We start from the raw sequence: 20,740 nt of genomic DNA, 5'->3' as shown, positions 1-20,740 counted from the left end.
CGGTGGAGTTGTCGCCGACGGTGATGTTCGAGCATCGGACGATCGCGGAGCTCGCGGCGTGGCTGGAGCCTCAGGTGCCCGCCGCCGCCCTCGCCGCGGCTCCCGTCGCGCAGGGCGGGGTGCCCGCCGTGTCCGTGGCCGCGGCGCCGGTGGTGGGTTCCGGGTCTGTTTCCGCTGTGCTGCGGGAGCTGGTGGGTTCGCGGCTGGGTGTCTCGGTGGACGCGGTGGATGTGGGGCTGGGGTATTACGAGTTGGGGTTGGGGTCGGCTGATCTGCTGTCTCTGGTGGGGGAGTTGGAGGGTCGGCTGTCGGTGGAGTTGTCGCCGACGGTGATGTTCGAGCATCGGACGATCGCGGAGCTCGCGGCGTGGCTGGAGCCTCAGGTGCCCGCCGCCGCCCTCGCCGCGACGCCGGTCCCGCCTGCCCCGGGCACCGCCGATGCCCTCTCCGCCGTGCGTACCGCCCTCACCGAAGAGGTGGCGGCCCTGCTCGGGGTGCACCCCACCGATGTGCACGCCGACGCGGAGCTCAGCGAGTTCGGGCTGGACCTGGGCGGGCGCGCGCGGCTCGCCGAGCGGGTGACCGAGCTGTACGGGTCGGCTCTCGTTCCGGGCGACCTCGACGAGCACCGCACGTTGCAGGCGATGGCATCCCATCTCGTCGGCGTCCACGGCGTCCACGGCGTCCGCAACACGTCCGCCGCGCGGGGCGACTCGACGAGCACCCCCGTGCCACGGAGTCACCCGCTGCTTCAGCGGACCGTGCCCGGCGGTCCGGCGGACGAGGTGACCTACGAGACCCGCTTCGACGGCGCGGAACCGTATCTGCGCGACCATCAAGTGCGCGGTGGCCGGGTGCTGCCGGGGGTCGCGCAGCTGGAGATGGCGCGCGTGGCGGTCGCCCGGGCGCTGGGGCGGGAGGACACCGCCGCCGTCCGGCTGACCGACGTGGTGTGGCTCCGGGCCGCCGTGTACGGCCCCGACGGGCTGACGCTGCGCGTGCGCGTCCGCACCGGCGCGGAGGGCTGCGCGTACGACGTCCTCGCCGTCGGAGCCGACGGCGACACCACCCTGTGCGGCCGGGGCCGGGCGAGCCTGGCCGAGGGCGCCACCGGGCGCACCCTGCCCCTCGACGAGCTGCGGGCCGCGTGCACCGGGGCGACGTACTCCGGCGAGCACGTCTACGACCTCTACGGAGGCCTCGGCCTGGCGTACGGCCCCTCCCAGCGGTCCCTCACCGAACTGCGCACCGGCAGGGACGCGGAGGGCGGCCGGCAGGTCCTCGCCGAGCTGCGCCTGCCGGAGGCGGCCGAACCGCTGCACGGCGGCCTGATGCACCCGAGCATCCTCGACGGCGCCCTGCAGGCCACCATGGGCCTGTGGCTGGGCGACGGCGGTTCGGCGGCGCTCGCCCTGCCGTTCGCGCTCACCCGCGCCGAAGCCGTCGCCGTCACCCCCGCCACCGCTTACGCGTGGATCCGTCACCGGCCCGGAAGCGGCACCGACCACCGTGCCTCCGCCCGGCTGGACGTCACCGTCGTCGACGAACAGGGTCGCGTGTGCGCGGAGCTGACCGGGCTCTCCACCCGCCCGCTGCCCGCCGCCGGGACCGGCGGGACCGGCGAGACCGGCGAGACCGGCGAGGCTGCCGCGTCCGACCGGACCGCCGGGGCCACCGCGCCCGCACAGATCGCCGAGTCCGCTGAATCACCGGTCGGGGCGGGCTCCGCGCGCTCCGGTGACGTGGCGGTCATCGGCGTGAGCGGTCGCTATCCGCAGGCGGCGGATCTGGAGGAGTTCTGGGAGAACCTGCGTGCGGGCCGGGACTGCGTCCGCGAGGTTCCGGCCGATCGCTGGAACGACGGGCGGTACGCCGGGGCGGGTGCCGGTCGCTGGGGCGGTTTCCTGGACGACATCGACCGGTTCGACCCGCTGTTCTTCCAGATCTCCCTGCTGGAGGCCGACTACCTCGACCCGCAGGAGCGGCTGTTCCTGCAGTGCGCCCACCACACTCTGGAGGACGCCGGATACACCGCGGAGCGGCTTTCGCGCGGTGCGAGGGTCGGCGTGTTCGTCGGCGTGATGTACCAGGAGTACCAGCTTCTCGGGGCGCAGGCGCAGGAGCGCGGCGAGCCCGCGGCCCTGTGGGGCAGTGCTTCCACGGTCGCCAACCGGGTGTCGTACTTCTACGACTTCCACGGCCCGAGCCTGGCCGTGGACACCATGTGCTCGTCCTCCCTGACCGCCATCCACCTGGCCTGCGAGGCCATCCGCAGCGGTCAGTGCGACTCCGCGCTCGCGGGTGGCGTCAACCTCACCCCGCACCCCAACAAGCACCTGGTGCTCGGACAGCGCAAGTTCCTCTCCAGCGACGGCCGGTGCCGCAGCTTCGGCGAGGGCGGTGACGGCTACGTGCCCGGTGAGGGTGTCGGCGCCGTCCTGCTCAAGCCGCTGGAGCGGGCCGTCGCCGACGGCGACCGGATCCTCGGGGTGATCAAGGGCACGGCGGTGAACCACGGTGGTCGCACCTCCGGTTACTCGGTGCCCACCCCGGTGGCCCAGGGCGAGGTCATCGCCGACGCGCTCGGCGCCGCGGGTGTCGACCCGCGGTCCCTGAGCTATCTCGAAGCGCACGGCACCGGTACGTCCCTCGGTGACCCGATCGAGGTCAGCGGTCTGGCACAGGCCTTCCGCCGCGCGGGCGGCGAACCCGCGCGGCTCGCCATCGGCTCCGTGAAGTCCAACATCGGGCACCTGGAGTCCGCCGCCGGCATCGCCGCCCTCACCAAGGTGCTGCTCCAGCTGCGCCACGGCGAACTCGTGCCGAGCCTGCACGCCGCGACCCTCAACCCGCACATCGACTTCGACCGCACGCCCCTGCGCGTCCAGCGCACACTCGAGCCCTGGCACCGGCCCGTCGTGGACGGCGACGACGGCGAACGCCGCACGCTGCCGCGGATCGCCGGAGTCTCCAGCTTCGGCGGCGGCGGTTCCAACGCCCACGTCGTCATCGCCGAGTACCAGCCGCCGGCCCGTCCGGCCCCCACCTCCGCCGACGGCCGCCCGGCGCTGCTGGTGCTCTCCGCCAAGAGCGAGGCCCAGCTCGCCGAACAGGCCCGCCGCCTGCACGCCCGGCTCGGCGAGGCGACCGACGCCGACCTGCCCGCGATCGCCTGGACACTGCAGACCGGACGCATGGCGCTGGAGGAACGCCTCGCCTTCGCCGTCTCCTCCCTCGACCAGGCCCGCGAGCGGCTCGCCGCCTTCAGCACCGACCCCACCGCGCGGGGCCCCTGGCACCGCGGCACCGTCCGCCCGGACCGGCCCGCCGACGCCCCGGCGGTGCGTGCCGCCCTGGACGCCTGGACGCGGCTGGGTTCCGCCGAGGACCTCCTCGCGGGCTGGGCCGACGGCGCCGACGTCGAATGGGAACACGCCTGGCCGGCCGGCGTCGCCGTGCGCCGCATCGGCCTGCCCGGCTATCCCTTCGCCCGCGAACGCTGCTGGTTCGACCTCGACACCGAGGGCGCGCCCCGAAGGCCCGCCGTCGGCGTCACCCCCGCAGCCGACGGCGCCGACGCCGCCGACGTGGTGCTGCTACGGCCCGAGTGGACCGACCGCGCCCCCGCGCCGGCCACGCCCGGCGAACCCTTCACCGACCGGCACGTCGTGATTCTCGGCCGGCTCGCCGCCGGCGACCGCGACGCCCTGCGAGCCGCCCTGCCCACCGGGACCGAGTGCACCGTCCTCGACCTCGCCGACGGCCCCCTGGACCGGCGGTACGTCGATGCCGTGCGGCAGGTGTTCACGCTGATCCGGCGGCTCCTGGAGCAGGGCGTGCGCCGGCCCACGCTGCTCCAGGTGGCGTTCGTCGGCGACGGCGACCGGCCGGCCTGTCTCATCGGCCTGGCGGGGCTGCTGCGCACGGCCCACCTGGAGAACCCCAAGCTGCGCACCCAGTACCTGGAGCACCTGGACAAAGTCCCGCCCGCCACCGTCGCCGCCCGCCTCGCAGCCGAGGCCACCGCCGGCCCCGAGCCCGAGGTACGCCACCGGGACGGCCGCCGCCAGGTCCGCCGCCTCACCGAGGTCGCCGCCACCCGGCCCGTACCGGCTCCCTGGCGGGAGGACGGCGTCTACCTCATCACCGGCGGCAGCGGCGGACTCGGCCTGATCACCGCCCGGGACATCGCCGCCACCGTCGACCGCGCCACCGTGGTCCTCACCGGACGCTCCCCGCTGACCGACGAGCGCCGCGCCGCGCTGGACACCCTGCGTGCCGCGGGCCTGACCGTCCAGTACGCGAGCGTCGACGTCACCGACCGGGACGCCCTGGCCGCCCTGCTGACCCGCGTCGCCGACGAGCACGGCCCGCTGACCGGCGTGCTCCACGCCGCCGGCGTCATCGAGGACAACTTCGTCGTACGCAAGAGCCCCGGGGAACTCGACCGGGTCCTCGCCCCCAAGGTCGCCGGACTCGTCCACCTCGACGAGCTGACCCGCGAACAGCCGCTGGACCTGTTCGTCTGCTTCTCCTCGATCGCCGGCGCCTTCGGCAACCCCGGCCAGAGCGACTACGCCGCCGCCAACGCCTTCATGGACGCCTACGCCGCCCATCGCGACCAGCTCGTCGGTGCGGGTCTGCGCAACGGCCGCACCGTGTCCGTCAACTGGCCCCTGTGGGACGAAGGCGGCATGGGCACCGAGGGCACCGTCCGCGAGCAGCTGCGCGCCGCTGGGCTCGCCCCCCTCGACACCGAACGCGGCCTGGCCGCCCTGCACCAGGCCGTGGCCGGTGCCGCGGGCGGCGTCACGGAGGGCAGGCTGCTCGTGGTGGCGGGCGACCGCGAGGCACTGCTGACCCGGCTGACGGAGCGCGCCGGGAAGGCGACTCCGCAGTCCGCGTCGGCCCGGTCCGCGTCGGCCGAGCCCGCGTCGGCCGAGCCCGCGTCGGCCGAGTCCGCGTCACCCGAGCCCGCGTCGGCCCGGTCCGCGGCCGCCCCGGCACCGGAAGCTCCCGCGCCCGCCACAGTCACCGGTGGCGGATCCGTCCGGTCCGTCGAGGACCGTGCCGTGGCCCACCTCAGGCGCGTGCTGGCCTCCGCCCTCAAGCTCGGACCCGAGCGGCTGGACCCCGACACACCGCTGGAGCGGTTCGGCATGGACTCCGTGCTCGCCGTGACCATGGTCCAGCCCCTGGAGGACACCTTCGGGCCGCTGTCGCGCACCCTGCTCTTCGAGGTGCGGACAGTGCGCGGGCTGGCGCGGTATCTCGCGGACGAGCACGCGCAGGCACTGCGCGCACTCGTCGGCGAGGCGGCGCCCGAGGCCGTCCGGCCGCAGTCCGCCGTATCCGAAGCCCCCGGGGCGCACACCACCGCACCCGTGACGGCCCGGTCGAACAGCACCGCCCCCGCTCCCGCCCCCGCTCCCGCACCGGTCACGCCGGCGGCGGGCCGGGACATCGCCGTCATCGGCATCGGCGGGCGCTACCCGCACGCCGACGATGTGGACGGCTTCTGGTCCGTGCTGCGCGAGGGCCGGGACTGCGTCACCGAGGTCCCCGCCGACCGCTGGAAGACCGACGGCGATGCCCGGTACGGCGCCTTCCTCGACGGCGTGGACCGGTTCGACCCGCTGCACTTCGGCATCTCGCCCCGCGAGGCCGCCGCGATGGACCCGCAGCAGCGGCTGTTCCTGGAGACCGTGTGGCACCTGCTCGAACAGGGCGGCGTCACCCAGGAGGTCATCGAGCGGCGCTACGACCGGCGCGTCGGCGTGTACGTCGGCGCCGCCTACCAGATGTACCGGGCGGACGCCTCCGAACCGGTGCTCGCGGCGCTCACCTCGTCCGCCTCCTACAACCTCATCGCCAACCGGGTCTCGCACTTCTTCGGCCTGGAGGGTCCGAGCCTGGCCGTGGACAGCATGTGCACCTCCTCGGCGATGGCCGTGCACCTGGCCTGCGCCGACCTGCTGCGCGGCGAGTGCGAGCTGGCCGTCGCGGGCGGGGTCAACCTGACCGTGCACGAGGACAAGTACGTCGCGCTCTCCGAGATGCGGCTGCTCGGCTCCCACCCGGGCGCGCGCAGCTTCCGTGACGGCGACGGCTACCTGCCCGCCGAGGCGGTCGGCGCCGTACTGCTCAAGCCGCTGGACGCGGCGCTGCGCGACGGCGACGCCGTCCTCGCGGTCATCAAGAGCACGTCCTCGCTGCACGCGGGCCGCTCCAACGGCTTCATGACGCCCAGCCACCGCACCCAGGTGGCGACGATGCGCCGGGCGCTGGAGCGAGCCGGTGCCGAGCCCGGCTCCATCGGCTACGTGGAGTCCGCCGCCAACGGCACCGCCTTCTCCGACGAGGTCGAGCTGCGCGCCCTGCGCGAGGTGTTCACCGGTGTCACCACCCCGGTCCCGGTAGGCACCGTGAAGTCGAACCTCGGGCACCCCGAGGCGGCCTCCGGCATCGCCCAGCTGACCAAGGTCGTCCTCCAGATCCAGCACGGCCAGATCGCGCCGCTCGTCGAGGCCGGCACCGCCAATCCCCGGCTGGACCTGGACGGTTCGCCGCTGGAGCTGTGCGACCGGCTCACCGACTGGGAGCCGCGCGGCGGCACGCACACCGGCGGCCCGTCCCAGCCCCGCCGCGCCCTCATCAACTGCGTCGCGGCGGGCGGCTCCCACGTCAGCCTGGTCGTGGAGGCACCACCGGCCGCCGCCGAGGCCCGGACCGTCACCCCGGACACCACGCCGCAGCTCGTCGTCGTCTCCGCCCGGACCGGGGAACGCCTGCGCACGGCGGTCTCACGCCTGCTCGACCACCTGGCGGACCTGCCCGGCGAGGACGGTACCGACTCCACCGTGAGCCTCGCGGACATCGCGTACACCACACAGCTGGGCCGCGAGCCGCTGGCCGAGCGGCTCGCCGTGGTCGCCGCCGACCGGGCCGAACTGGCCCGTGGGCTCGCCGAACACCTGGCGGGCACCCCCACGACCGTACCCGTGTACCGGGGCAACGCCGACGACGACGCCGGACCCTGGACCTCCGTCCTGTCCGGCGCCCGGAGCAAGGCCTTCCTCACCGGGCTCGCCGAGGACCGGGCCCTGGAGGAACTGGCCGCCCTGTGGGTGCGCGGAGTCCGGGTGCCCTGGAGCGCGCTGCACACCGGGCGGCCCCGGATGGTGCCCCTGCCCGCCACCGCGTTCGAGGCGGGCAGCTACTGGGTGGGACGCGACCCGCAGGCGGCCGTGCCGGAGACGAGGGCGCAGGGACCCGTGCCGCCCGCCGGCGCGGTCACCGATGCCCAGCAGGCCATGGCGCAGGCCTGGGCGGACGTCCTTCAGGTCGACGCGGCCACGCTGACCGCGCGGACCGACTTCTTCTCGCTCGGCGGCAACTCGCTGCTGGCCACCCGGCTGATCAACCTGCTCAAGGAGCGGGCGGGCGTCGAGCTTCCGGTCGAGGCGGTCTTCGCCGCCCCCCGCCTTTCCGACATGGCCCGGGAACTGGGCGAACGGCTCCTCGTGGCCGGGGACACGAGCACGCCCGAGCTGGATCTGATCCTCGAGAGCATCGTCCTCGTCGAGCACATGGACGACGAGGAGCTGGACGCGCTGGACATCGAGAGCTGAGGCGGACGACGATGGGCACCACCAGTCAGGACACCGGCCTTGAGCTCATCCGCAGGATCCGCTCCCTGCCGGAGAAGCGGCAGCGCGCCCTGATCGCGCTGCTGCGCAAGCAGGGCGTCGACCTCTCCGCGCTCGAGAGCATCCCCCGGCTGCCCCGGACCGACGGCACACCGGTGCCGCTCTCCTTCACCCAGCAGCGGCTGTGGTTCCTCGCCCAGCTGGACGGCACCAGCGCCGCCTACAACATCCCGATGGCGATGCGGCTGCGCGGCCGCCTCGACCGCCCCGCGCTGCTGCGTGCCCTGGCGGCGATCGTCCAGCGGCACGAGGTGCTGCGCACCCGGTTCGCCGACGACGGCGGCGTACCGCGCCAGATCATCGGCGACGGCGGCGACTTCACGGTCACCGAGGAGGAGCTGACCGACCCGGCGCGGCTCGGCGCGATCTGCCGCGAGGAGGCCGCCACCCCGTTCGACCTGGAGCGCGGGCCGCTGATCCGGGTACGGCTGCTGCGGCGGTCGGAGCAGGAGCACCACTTGCTCGTCACCACGCACCACAGCGTGTCCGACGGCTGGTCGGTCGGCGTCTTCTTCCGCGATCTCGTCGCCCTGTACGAGGCGTTCCACGCGGGCCGCCCCGACCCGCTGGAGCCGCTGCCGGTGCAGTACGCGGACTACGCGCACTGGCAGCGTGAGCGGCTCGCCGGCGAACCGCACGGCCGTCAGACGGACTACTGGAAGCGTCGGCTGGCCGGTGTCGACCCCCGGCTGACGCTGCCCCCGGACCGGGAGCGCCCGCGGGTCAAGACCTACACCGGCGCCAAGGAGAACTTCACCTGCCCGGCGGAACTGCTGAACGCCCTGCGTGACGTCGCCAAGGTCCACGAAGCCACGCTCTACATGACCCTGCTGGCCGCCTACACCGTCGTCCTCAACCGCTACACCCGCCAGACGGACATCGCCGTCGGCACGGTCGTCGCGGGCCGCGGGCGGCGCGAGGTCGAGGATCTCGTCGGCTTCTTCGCCAACACCCTGGTGATGCGCGCGGATCTCGCGGACGACCCGGAGTTCCGCGATCTGCTGGCCCAGGTGAAGAAGACCGCGCTGGAGGCCTACGCCCATCAGGACGTCCCGTTCGAGGCCGTCGTGGAGGCCCTGGACACCGAGCGCAGCCTCGCCCATTCGCCCGTCTTCCAGACGATGTTCGTCCTCCAGGAGGCGCAGACCCGACGGGACGTCACTCTCGGCGGTCTCGAGGTGTCCCCGGTCGACTTCGACCTGAGCTTCACCAAGTTCGACCTGACGCTCGACCTGAGGGAGTCCCCCGACGGACTGGTCGGCACCGTCGAGTACAACCCCGACCTGTACGACCGCGAGACGATCCGGCGCTTCATCGGCCATTACACCCGGCTGCTGGCCGCCGTCGCCGACGACCCGGAGCAGCCCGTCTCCCGGCTCGCCATGATCGACGCCGAGGAGCGTCGCCAGGTGGTCGAGGTGTTCAACGACACCGAGCGCCCCTTCAGCGACGACCGGTGCCTGCACGAACTGTTCGAGGAGCGGGTGGCCCGGCACCCCGAGCGCACCGCGCTGGTCACCACCGACCGCTCATGGACGTACGCCGAACTCGACGCCTGGGCCGAACGCGTCGCGCGCGGCCTGCGCCGGCACGGTGTCGGGCCGGACACGCTGGTCGGTCTGCACGCCGAGCGTTCCGCCGAGATGGTCGCCGGCATCATGGGCGCCCTGAAGGCCGGCGGCGCCTACATGCCGATCGAGCCGTCCTACCCGGCGGCCCGCCGCACGGACCTCGTGGACCGCTCCGGGGTCGCCGTGGTCCTCACCCAGCCGCACCTGGACGCCGAGCCCCTGCACGGCGTCGAGCACCTGCTCGTCCTGCACCCCGACGGCACCCTGCGCGACCGGACCGGCACCGACGTCCCCGAGGAGCGGGACAGGGACGCCCCCGCGGCCGGACCCGGCGTGCACGCCGGTCACCTGGCGTACGTCATCCACACCTCCGGCTCCACGGGACGCCCCAAGGGCGTGATGATCGAGCACCGGGCCGCCGTGAACCGCATCGAGTGGATGCAGAACGAGTACCGGCTCACCGGTGACGACGTCGTCCTGCAGAAGACCCCCTACAGCTTCGACGTGTCCGTCTGGGAGTTCTTCTGGCCGCTGCTCGCCGGCGCGCGTCTCGCGATCGCCGCGCCCGGCGGTCACCGCGACCCGGCCTACCTGCTCTCCGCCGTCCGCGCGTTCGGCGTGACCACCCTGCACTTCGTGCCGTCGATGCTGCGCAGCGTCGTCCAGGAGCCGGACTGGGCGCGGTGCACGACCGTACGGCAGGTGTTCTGCAGCGGCGAGGCGCTGCCCCCGGACCTGTGCGTACGCCACTACGAGCAGCACACCGCGCCGCTGCACAACCTGTACGGGCCCACCGAGGCGGCCGTCGACGTCAGCCACTGGACCGTCCCCGCCGACGGCACGCCCCGCGTCGTCCCCATCGGCCGGCCGATCCAGAACATCCGGCTGCATGTGCTCGACGAGGCGCTCGCGCCGCAGGGTGTCGGCTGCGTCGGCGAGCTGTACATCGCCGGCGTGGGGCTGGCCCGCGGTTACCTGCACCAGCCGGAGCTGACCCGCGAACGGTTCGTGCCCGACCCGTTCGGCACTTCCCCCGACGCCCGCATGTACCGCACCGGTGACCTGGTGCGCCGACTGCCCGACGGCGACCTGGAGTTCCTCGGCCGCGCCGACGACCAGGTCAAGGTGCGCGGCTTCCGCATCGAGCCGGGCGAGATCGAGCACCGGCTCACGGAGCACCCCTCGGTCGGCTCCTCGGCCGTCCTGGTCCGTGAGGACCAGCCCGGCAGCCCCCGCCTGGTCGCCTACGTGGTACCGGAACCCGGGCACGCCCTCGCCGACCATCGTGCCGACCTGATCCGGCACCTCGAAGGCGTCCTGCCCGAGTACATGGTGCCGAGCGCGTACGTCGAACTCGCCGCCCTGCCGGTGACCGCGCACGGCAAGCTCGACCGCCGTGCCCTGCCCGCCCCCGGCATCGACGCCTTCGCCCAACGCGCCTACGTCGCACCCGTCACCGACACCGAACGGCATCTGGCCGAGGTCTGCGCCGACCTCCTCGGCTTCGACGCCGACCGGGTCAGCGCCGAGGACAACTTCTTCGCCCTCGGCGGCCACTCCCTGATGATCACGGTGCTGGTGGCGCGGCTGAAGGACAGCGGTCTGCACGTCACCGTCCAGGACGTCTTCACCGCGCCCACACTGGCCGACCTGGCGGCGCGCATCGACGCGACCGGGTCGGCGCCCGCCCACACCGTCCCGGCCAACCGGATCCCGGAGCACTGCGAACGCCTCACCCCCGACCTGCTTCCGCTGATCGACCTGACACAGGAGCAGATCGACACCGTCGTGGCCGCCGTGCCCGGCGGGGCGGCCGGCATCCAGGACGTCTACCCCCTGCTGCCCACGCAGGAGGGCATCCTCTTCCACCACCTGATGGACCCGGACAACGACCCGTATCTCGTCTCCACCCTGTACCGGGCCGACGACGAGCAGGCCTGTGCCCGGTTCATCGCCGCCCTGCAGCGCATCGTCGACCGCCACGACGTAATGCGCACCGCCGTTCTCACCGCCGGCCTGCCCGAACCGGTCCAGGTCGTGCACCGGGCCGCGCGGATCCCCGTGCGGCGGACCACGCTCGACGCCGGCCGGGATGTCGAAGAGCAGGCGAGGGAACTGCTCGCGCGCCAGGAGCGGATGAGCCTCGACAGCGCGCCGCTGCTGCGCCTGGTCGTCGCCGAGGAGCCGCACTCGCGGCGGCGCTACCTGCTCCTGACCGCCCACCATCTCATCGAGGACGCCACCTCCCTGCGGCTGATCCTCGCGGAGCTGGCCGCGCACATGGCGGGCCGCGTCGACCTGCTCGCCGCCCCGGCGCCCTACCGGGACTTCGTCTCTCACACCCTGGCCAGGCACTCCGCGGACGACACGGTGGCCCACTTCCGGGCGGCCCTCGGGGACGTGACGGAACCCACGGCGCCGTTCGGCCTCACCGACGTGCACGGCAACGGCCGACGGGTCGGCCGGCTGCGCCGAGCGCTGCCCGAGTCCCTCGCCCGCGACCTGCGCGCCCAGGCCCAGCGTCTGCGACTGAGCCCGGCCTGTCTCTTCCACGCGGCGTACGCCTGCTTCGTCGCCGCCACCAGCGGACGCGACGACGTGGTGTTCGGCGCCGTGATGTCCGGACGCCTGCAGGGCGTGCCCGGGGTGGAGCGCATGCTCGGCAACTTCATCAACACGCTTCCCCTGCGCACCCGGCTGGCCGGCCGGACCGTGCGCGAGCTGGTCGCGGACGTCGACACCGGGCTGCGGGAGCTGATCGCACGGGAGCAGAGCCCGCTGAGCCTGGTCCAGCGGTGCAGCGGCCTGGACGGCGACGCCCCGCTGTTCAGCGCCGTGGTCAACTTCCGTCACTTCGAGGCGGGGCAGGACGAGGCGCTGCCACGCGTCGACGACCACGGAGTGCGCTTCCTCGCGGCCGTGGACGCCATCAACTACCCCGTGACGGTGTCGCTCGACGACTTCGGCACCGAACTGTCGCTGGACGTCCAGGTCGAGGAGACGGTCACCTGCGAGGCGGTGGCCGACTGCCTCGAAACCGCGTTGGCGGGCCTGGTAGACGCCCTCGCCACGGACGACGGGGCCGGAACCGCCGCGCTGGACGTCAACGTCCTGCCGGCGGGCGACCGGCGGCGCCTGGCCGAGTGGAACGACACCGCGACACCCCTCTCGTACGAGACGCTCCCTGCCGCGTTCGAGGCTCAGGTCGCGCGTACTCCGGACCGCACCGCGCTGGTCTTCGAGGGCCGCACCCTGTCCTACGAGGAGCTGAACACCCGGGCCAACCGGCTCGCGCACTGGCTGATCGAGCGGGGCGCCGGGCCGGGTCAGCGGGTCGCGATCCGGATGCCGCGCTCGTGCGACCTGGTGGTCGCCGTCTACGCCGTGGTGAAGACCGGAGCGGCGTACCTCCCCATGGAGACCGACCTTCCCGACGAGCGCGTGGAGCAGGTGCTCGCCGACAGCGAGCCGCTGCTCGTCCTGGAGGAGCTGCCGGACACCACCGGCGGCCGGGACGACGACCCCCGGCCCCGGGTGGACAGGGACGACCCCGCGTACGTGCTCTACACCTCGGGTTCCACGGGCAGGCCGAAGGGTGTGGTGATCCCGCACCGCGCGGGCCTGAACTGGACCGCGTGGAAGCAGAGCCACTACGGCATGAGCGGCGAGGACCGGATGCTGCTGAAGACGTCGGTGGGGTTCGACGTCTCGGTGCCCGAGCTGTTCTGGCCGCTCCAGGTCGGCGCGGCCGTGGTGATCGCCCGTCCCGAGGGACAGAAGGACCCGGAGTACCTCGCCCGGCTGATCCGCGAGGAGCGGGTCACCGACCTCCACTTCGTCCCGTCCATGCTGGCCGAGTTCCTGTCCGAACCGACCGCGGGACTCTGCACCGGCCTGCGCCGCGTCGAGACCGCGGGCGAGGCGCTCCCGGTCGAGCTCGCCGAACGGTTCGCACGCGTGCTGCCGGACACCGAACTGCACAACCTGTACGGGCCCACCGAGGGCGGTCCCCTCACCGCCTGCCGCTACCGGGCCGAGCCCGGAGCGACCGCCGTGCCCATCGGCCCTCCGGTGTGGAACACCCGGGTGTACGTGCTGGACGAGGCGCTGCGACAGGTACCGCTCGGAGTGCCGGGTGAGCTGTACGCCGCCGGCGACGGCACGGCCTGCGGCTATCTGAACCGGCCGGACTTGACCGCCGAGCGGTTCGTGGCCAACCCCTTCGACCCTGGAACCCGCATGTACCGCACCGGTGACCTGGTGCGATGGCGTGCGGAGGGCACGCTCGACTACCTCGGCCGGGTCGACGACCAGGTGAAGGTGCGCGGCTTCCGCGTGGAACCCGGCGAAGTGGCGAACGTACTGCTCACGCACCCCTCGGTGCACCGTGCCGTGGTCGTCCCGCAGGGGAGCGGCGCCGCCCGCACGCTCGCCGCCTACGTGAGCCCGACTCCCCGGTGGCTGCACACCGCCGGCCGGGAGGAGAACGCCGCCCACCTCGAACGGTGGCGGCAGGACCGCGACGACCGGTACGCGCGCGGCACCGCGTCGGCCGGCCAGGAGCGCGTCGAGGCCGCGGCCCGGCAGCTGGAGCGCATACGTCCGAAACGGGTGCTGGAGATCGGCTGCGGCGGGGGCGAGCTGCTCCTGCGCTACGCCGCGGACTGCGCCTCGGTGCACGCGCTAGACCCGTCGGCCACGGCCCTCGACGCGGCCCGCCGCGGTGTGGCCGACCGGGGCTGGACGCACGTCACCCTGGTCCAGGGGGACGCCCTGTCGGTGCCGGAGCCGCCGGGCGGGAAGTTCGACACGATCGTGCTCAACTCGGTGGTGCGGCACTTCCCGAACGAGGGGTACCTGGAGGAGGTACTCGCCCTCCTGGCCCGGCGCCTGGAGGACGGCGGCAGCATCCTCGTCGCCGACGTCCGGAACCTGGATCTGTTCACCGCCCAGCTCTGCGCGGCCGAGCGGGATCGTACGGAGCCCGGCACCGCCGACGAGGAGACGGCCACCCGGGTGCGGCGCGACCGGCGCCAGGAGCGGGAACTGCTGGTCAGCCCGACGTACTTCGCGCGGCTGCCGGAGCGGCTGCCCGAGCTGGGGGCGGCCGACCTCATCCTCGGGCGGGGCGAGGGAGGCGGCGAGCCACTCGCCTACCGCTACGACGTGATCCTGCGCAAGGAGGCCGCGCCGGCCGTCTCCCTGCCGTGGCTGGAGGCAGCCTCCCCGGCGGAGCTGCGTGCCCTCCTGGACGGTGAGGTCCCCGACCGGTTCGGGGTGAGCGGCCTGACGAACCCCCGTGTCACCGACGCCGTACGCCTCGGCGCGGAGCTCGGGCACCGGCCGCATCCCCGAGCGGCCGAGCCGCCCGCGCCCCGCTCGCGGACGGCGGACGAGGTCGGGGAGCTGGAAGCCGTCCTCCGGCACGCAGAGGAGCTCGGCTTCCACGTGGCGGCCACCTGGTCGCAGGACCGGCTCGACGGCCTCGACCTGGTGCTCGGCCGGGACGAACTGCCCCCCGTACGGGCGCGTCACCCCTATCGGGCAGCCGCCGCCACCAACCATCCGCAGCTGGGAGGCAGGGGTTCTGCGCTGGCCCGCACCCTCAAGGAGCACCTCTCCGCGCAGCTGCCGCACTACATGGTGCCCGGCGTGTTCGTGGTCCTCGACGAACTGCCGGTCACACCGAACGGCAAGGTCGACAAGCGCGCCCTGCCGGCCCCGGACGAGGCCGACGTGACCAAGGAGCGGTACGTCGCCCCGCGGACCGAGGCAGAGCGCGCGCTGTGCCGGATCGTCGCCGACGTCCTCGGTCTCACCCAGGTCGGACTCCAGGACAACTTCTTCGATCTCGGCGGACACTCCCTGCTCGCGACCCGGCTCACCCTGCGGATCAGGAAGGAGACCGGTGCCGAGCTTCCGCTCCAGCTGATCTTCAGCGGGGCCACCGTCGAGGAGATGTCCGCCGTCCTGGAGCGGCCGGCGGAGCGGGAGAGCGGACCGTCGGCCCCGGCCGACCGGGCACAGGCCGACGAGTCCGGGGAGCGGGAACCGGCGCCCATCACGCTCCAGCAGCGTGACCTGTGGTTCCTCGACCGGCCCGCGCACCTGGGAACGGCGCACGACAACGTCCAACTGGCGTTCCGGATCAACGGCTCCCTGGACCGCGAGGCCTACACGCGTGCCGTGGAAGGGCTGGTGGAACGGCACGCGGTCCTGCGCACCGGCTATGTCCGGCTCGACGGCACCGTGACCCAGAACGTGCATCCCGCCGACGGCTTCGCGGTACGGTGGGCGACCGTCGACGAGGACGCGCTCACGCAGTGGCTGCGCGCCGAACGGCTGCGCCCCTTCGCCCCGGAGGGCCCGTACGCGATCCGCGCACACCTGCTCACCGTCTCCGAGGACCAGCACATCGGAGTGCTGACCCGGCCCTGGGGCGTCTTCGACGGCTGGTCCGTGAACGTCGTCCTGGCGGACCTGCTCGAGCTGTACCGCGCGTTCAGCAGGGGGAGGACACCGGAGCTGCCCGAACTGCCGTTGTCCTACGCCGGATTCGCCCGCTGGCAGGCACGCACGACCGACGCCGCCGAACTCTCCCGCCAGGAGGACTACTGGCGGCGGCGGCTGGCCGGGCTGCCGGCCTGTCTGCCGCTGCGCACCGACTACGAGCGCTGCCCGGTCAAGACGTACCAGGGCTCGTCGGTGGATCTCCAGATCTCCGCCGAACTGCTCGAACGCCTGCGCCGGCTGAGCCAGGAGCAGGGGGCCACGCTCTACATGACCCTGCTGTCGGCCTTCGCCGTCCTCCTGGGCGGCCGTCTGGACGGCAGCGAACTGGCCGTCGGAACCGCGGTGTCGAACCGGCCGCGCAGCGAACTGGAGCGCGTGGTCGGGTACTTCGTCAACCTCCTGGCGCTCCGTCTCGACGTGCCCGCCGACCGGTCCTTCCCCGATGTCCTGGCACAGGCCCGGCGCGTCACCACCGAGGCGCACGAGCACAAGGACCTGCCGTTCCCCGACCTCGTCCGCGCCCTGAACCCCACCCCCGAGCCGGGCTGCTCCCCGCTGTTCCAGGTGATGTTCAACCTGCTTCCCGCCGCCGCCCCCGGAGCCGGCGGTGACGGAACCGACCTGGAGGTGCTGCCCATCCGTTCCGTGACGACGACCACGAGGTACGACCTCAACCTCGTCGCGGAGGAGACGGTGTCGGGGCTGCGGGGCTACCTGGAGTTCAGCACCGACCTCTTCTCCCCGCGGACCGCCGAGCGCATGGCCCGCACCTACGAGCGGTTGCTGGCGGAGATCGTGGCGTCCCCGCGATCGGACGTGGCCCACCTGCGCGCCGCCGCGGCGGCGACGCCGCACTCACCGAGGACGCCCCGATGACCAATCCCTTCGACCGACCGGACACCGACTACCTCGTCCTCGTCAACGACCGGCGACAGCACTCGCTGTGGCCGTCGGCCGTCGATGTCCCGGCCGGCTGGACCGTGGCCTTCGGACCGGCGGGGCGGCCGGACTGCCTGGAGTTCACCGCGACGGCCTGGGCGGAGCCGCCTCCGGCGGGCCCGTGCCCGGTCGAGCACCGGACGGCACGGCCGGCGCCCGCACCACCCGACGCGTCAGGTCCGCAGGACGCGGCCCGGCACGGAAGCAGCAGAAGGAGAGACAGCATCATGACCGCGAGCACTCCCACGGTTTCGGCGCCGCCCCCCACCATGACGGGGCACCCGCTGTTCGGGTCGCTGATGGACCTCCAGAAGGACACGCTCGGCACCTACCTCAAGGCGCTGCGCGACCACGGTGACGTGGTCCGGTTCACGGTGGGCCCGCCGGGCATGCGGGCGGAGTTCTACGGTGTGTTCTCGGCGGACGGCGCTCAGCAGGTGCTGGCGTCCTCGGCGCAGACGTTCTCCAAGGAGAACCGGTTCCTCGGGGAGCTGCGACAGTCCTTCGGCAACGGGCTGCTCACCAGCATGGGGGACGAGTACCTGCGCCAGCGCCGCATGCTCCAGTCACTGTTCACGCCTCGTCAGGTGAACGAGTACGGCTCGGAGATCACCCAGGAGACCGGCAGCCTCGTCGAGCGGTGGCGGACCGCCCCGGACGCGACCGTCGACGTGGCGGAGGAGATGACGGGGCACACGCTGCGGACGATCTCCCGCATCCTCTTCGGCCGGAAGAACGACGTGGACGCGATGGTGCCCACCGTTCAGCGCAACTTCCCGCTGATCAACGCCTATGCGGTCAAACGGGCCTTCGCCCCGGTCAACCTGTCCCGGAAGGTGCCCACGCCGGGCAATCTGCGCGCCGCCAAGGCGCACCGTGAGCTGTACGAGGTGTGCGACGAGATCATCTCGGCCCGCCGGGCGGAGGACTCGTCCGGCTCGACCGGCAGGAACGACATGCTCAGCCTGCTGGCGCGGGCGCACGACGACGACGGGAACCCGATCAGTGCGGAGGAGACCCGGAACCAGGTCCTCGTCTTCCTCGTCACCGGCCACGAGTCCACCGCCACCACCCTGGGCCTCACCCTGCATCTCCTCGCCCGCCACCCCGAGGTGCAGGCCCGCGCCCACCGGGAGGTCGACAGCGTGCTGAGCGGCCGTGAGCCCGTCGCCGAGGACCTGGAGAAGCTCCCCTACCTGACGCGGGTGCTCAAGGAGACGCTGCGCCTGTACCCCGCCGCGCCGGCCCAGGGCCGCATCGCCACCGAGGACGTGCGGGTCGGCTCGTACACCATTCCGGCCGGCGCCGACGTGGTGGTCAGCTCCGGCGTCGTCCAGCGCCGTCCCGACATCTGGGAGGACCCCGAGGCGTTCGACCCGGACAGGTTCCTGCCGGAGCACGAGGCCGCGCGCCCGCGCTACGCGTGGTTCCCGTTCGGCGGTGGGCCGCGGGCGTGCATCGGCCAGCACCTGGCGATGCTGAACGCCACCCTCACGCTGAGCGTGCTGCTCAAGAACTACTCGTTCACCGCCGTCGACACCGACATTCCACTGAACACCGGAATCACCCTGCGGCCCACCGGCCAGGTCCGCTGCAGGCTCACGCCGAGAACCTGACCATACGGGCGGCACTCATTTTCCGGATGATGTGCCGCCCTTGAGTCCGGTCCTGTGAGTACGGTCTTGCTGGAGCGAATGCAATCGGGCTAGGCTGAGCTAGACCTCTGAAATGGAGCGCCACATTCTCTGCAGGCAGCCTCCGCCGGCCAGCTGATGTCCGGCCGGTATTCCTACACCTGGAAACATTCCGCGGTTGATTATTGCCGGGGTCGAAGCAGGATCAGATGAGTTTCTCTTTCCGGTATGTCCGTCGATGCGTACAGGAGGCATGAGGATGCACAAGGAATTCGCAGTGGTGACCGGCGGTACCAAAGGTATCGGGCTCGCCCTGAGCGGCCGCCTGGTGTCGTTGGGGTACCGGGTCGTGGCGCTCTACCGGGGCGACAAGGAGGCCGCCGCCGCGGCCGAGCGCCAGCTCGGCGACTCCTTCCGCAGCCTCCAGGCCGATCTGTCGGACCGCGACGCCGTGGCCGCCGTGGCGGAGGAGCTGCTCGCGGCGTACGGGGCACCGAAGGTGCTGGTCAACAACGCCGGGCGGAACATCGACCGCCCCTTCCTCGACATGTCGTTCGACGACTGGGACCAGGTGATCGCGGCCAACCTGTCCGCGCCCTTCTACCTCACGCGGGCACTCGCGCCGAGGATGCTCGAGGCGGGCGGTGGATCGGTGGTGAACGTCGCGGCCACCACGGGGATCCGCCCGCGGCTCGACGGGCTGAACTACTGCGCCAGCAAGGCCGGGCTCCTGCACTTCACCAAATGCCTCGCGATGGAACTCGCTCCGACCATCCGGGTCAACTCGCTCATTCCTGGAATGATTGACACCGAGGAAATGCGCACGCGATTCAGGACGGACGAACCGCAGTACCGCGACAAGTTGCTCGACGAGATCCCGCAGCGACGCATCGGAGATGTCGACATGATGGCCGACGCGTTGGAATTCCTGATCGGGGAGAAATCCTCATACGTCACCGGTCAGAAGTTGATCGTGGACGGCGGACAGTTCATGTGGTGACTCCGGCGTGAGCGAGAAGGCATCCACTCCCATTTTCCGAGAAGAGGCTGTGTATCGTGCGTACTCGAATGGACCGGTACGAGGAATTTCTCTCCGAGGGCTACCGGAAGGGCTTCACGAAGTCCGATGAATACTCGCTGGACGAGCTGTCCGACAGCCTGCGCGACCGCATCGCCGCAGGTCACTTCAAGCGTGTGGTCTTCACCGGCATGGGGTGCTCGGCGATCGTCTCCGACGTCGTGCGGGCCTTCTTCATCTCGACGGGCACCGAGGTGGAGTTCCACGTCTTCAACGACTACGACCACGCGTACCTGCTGCCGTCCTCCGTCATCGACGACGACCGGACCCTGATCATCCTGAGCTCCTACAGCGGCCACTCCCTGGAGCCCGCCCGGGCCTTCCACGCACTCGCGCACGCCCACGACCGGATGGTCCTGCTGACCTCCGGCGGGCGCCTGGCCGAGCTGGGCCGGGAGGCCGGCGTGTCCATCCTCCGCTGGGAGCTGAGCGAGCCCGACCGCGAGTACCCCCTGTTCCACGTGGGGCAGTACTTCGCCATCCTGCTGGACGTCTTTTTCCGGCTGGGCCTGGTCGCGCGGGACTTCGGCGACGAGGTGCGGGCGCTGCCGGACCACCTGGCCCACGACTTCACCGACGTGCACCGGGAACTGGCGCGGACGGCGGCCCTGCGGAGCCAGGACGCCAACGTCATCATGATCGCCCCGCCGGTGTGGCACGAGAGCCTGCTGAAGCTGGCCAAGATGCACCTCAACGAGATCGCCATGGTGCCGGCCACCCGCAACTATTTCCACGAGTTCTGCCACAGCGAGGTGGCGACCCTGTCGGACCCGACGCGCAAGCACAGCGTGCTGGTCTTCGCCGACGCGGACGACGACGAGTACACGCAGGCGAAGCGGAAGAACCTGATCGGCCTGCTCACGAGCGACCGCCCGGAGAACCGGAACATCGAGGTCATCGAGATACCCATGACCGAACCCACCTTCATGCGGAAGTACTTCACCGCCCTGGAGTTCGTCCAGCACCTCACGCTGGCCCTCGGCCGCGCCCGCGAGACGCAGTCCCGCAACCTCATCTCCGAGGCCGCCGGAAACCCCTGGTACCACGGCGACACCATCCTCGCGGAGGCGGCCGCCCACTAGGGGTGTCGTTCGGATCCCGCCGGGGCGCGGGGCCTGGCACGCGCTCTCCCCACTGCCTGAAGGGCGTGGGAGGCGCCCCAGCGGCGTTGTCGTCGGTTGCCGGGGCTCCGCCCTGTCGCCCTCCTCCGCCTTGCGGCCGCACGCACCGGACCCCGCTCGGCCCCACCGCAAGGCGCCGTCGATCGGAGCCGACCTGATCCGAACGACACCCCGT

Annotated in this window: 5 protein-coding genes; all 5 read left to right on the top strand. The window is 72.4% G+C overall.

Features of this window, described 5'->3' with window-relative positions; all coding sequences use genetic code 11:
* Positions 1–23 precede the first annotated feature (23 nt).
* The 5 genes from ACIQ6R_RS23595 (at position 24) to ACIQ6R_RS23575 (ending at position 20,526) form a co-directional block, all read left to right on the top strand.
* Complete coding sequence (locus ACIQ6R_RS23595) at positions 24–7,631, top strand: SDR family NAD(P)-dependent oxidoreductase (protein WP_404223431.1); 7,608 nt, start codon at positions 24–26, stop codon at positions 7,629–7,631.
* 11 nt (positions 7,632–7,642) lie between these two features.
* Positions 7,643–16,669: an amino acid adenylation domain-containing protein gene (locus ACIQ6R_RS23590; protein ID WP_404223170.1), complete on the top strand. Its 9,027-nt coding sequence runs from the start codon at positions 7,643–7,645 to the stop codon at positions 16,667–16,669.
* Positions 16,666–18,348, top strand: coding sequence for a cytochrome P450 (locus ACIQ6R_RS23585; protein ID WP_404223169.1), 1,683 nt, complete (start codon positions 16,666–16,668; stop codon positions 18,346–18,348). The genes ACIQ6R_RS23590 and ACIQ6R_RS23585 overlap by 4 nt, the downstream gene beginning before the upstream one ends.
* A gap of 277 nt (positions 18,349–18,625) precedes the next feature.
* On the top strand, positions 18,626–19,366 hold the full coding sequence (locus ACIQ6R_RS23580) for an SDR family NAD(P)-dependent oxidoreductase (protein WP_404171307.1): 741 nt from the start codon (positions 18,626–18,628) through the stop codon (positions 19,364–19,366).
* Positions 19,367–19,422: 56 nt separating this feature from the next.
* Positions 19,423–20,526 carry an SIS domain-containing protein gene (locus ACIQ6R_RS23575; RefSeq protein WP_404223168.1) on the top strand — a complete coding sequence of 368 codons (1,104 nt, stop codon included), beginning with the start codon at positions 19,423–19,425 and terminating at the stop codon, positions 20,524–20,526.
* Positions 20,527–20,740: the final 214 nt, after the last annotated feature.

The organism is Streptomyces sp. NPDC096048 (assembly GCF_044763415.1).
In the GTDB taxonomy this organism is placed as follows: Bacteria; Actinomycetota; Actinomycetes; order Streptomycetales; family Streptomycetaceae; genus Streptomyces.
The sequence above is the reverse complement of the archived record's forward strand: the minus strand, read 5'-3'. Positions and strand labels throughout refer to the sequence as shown.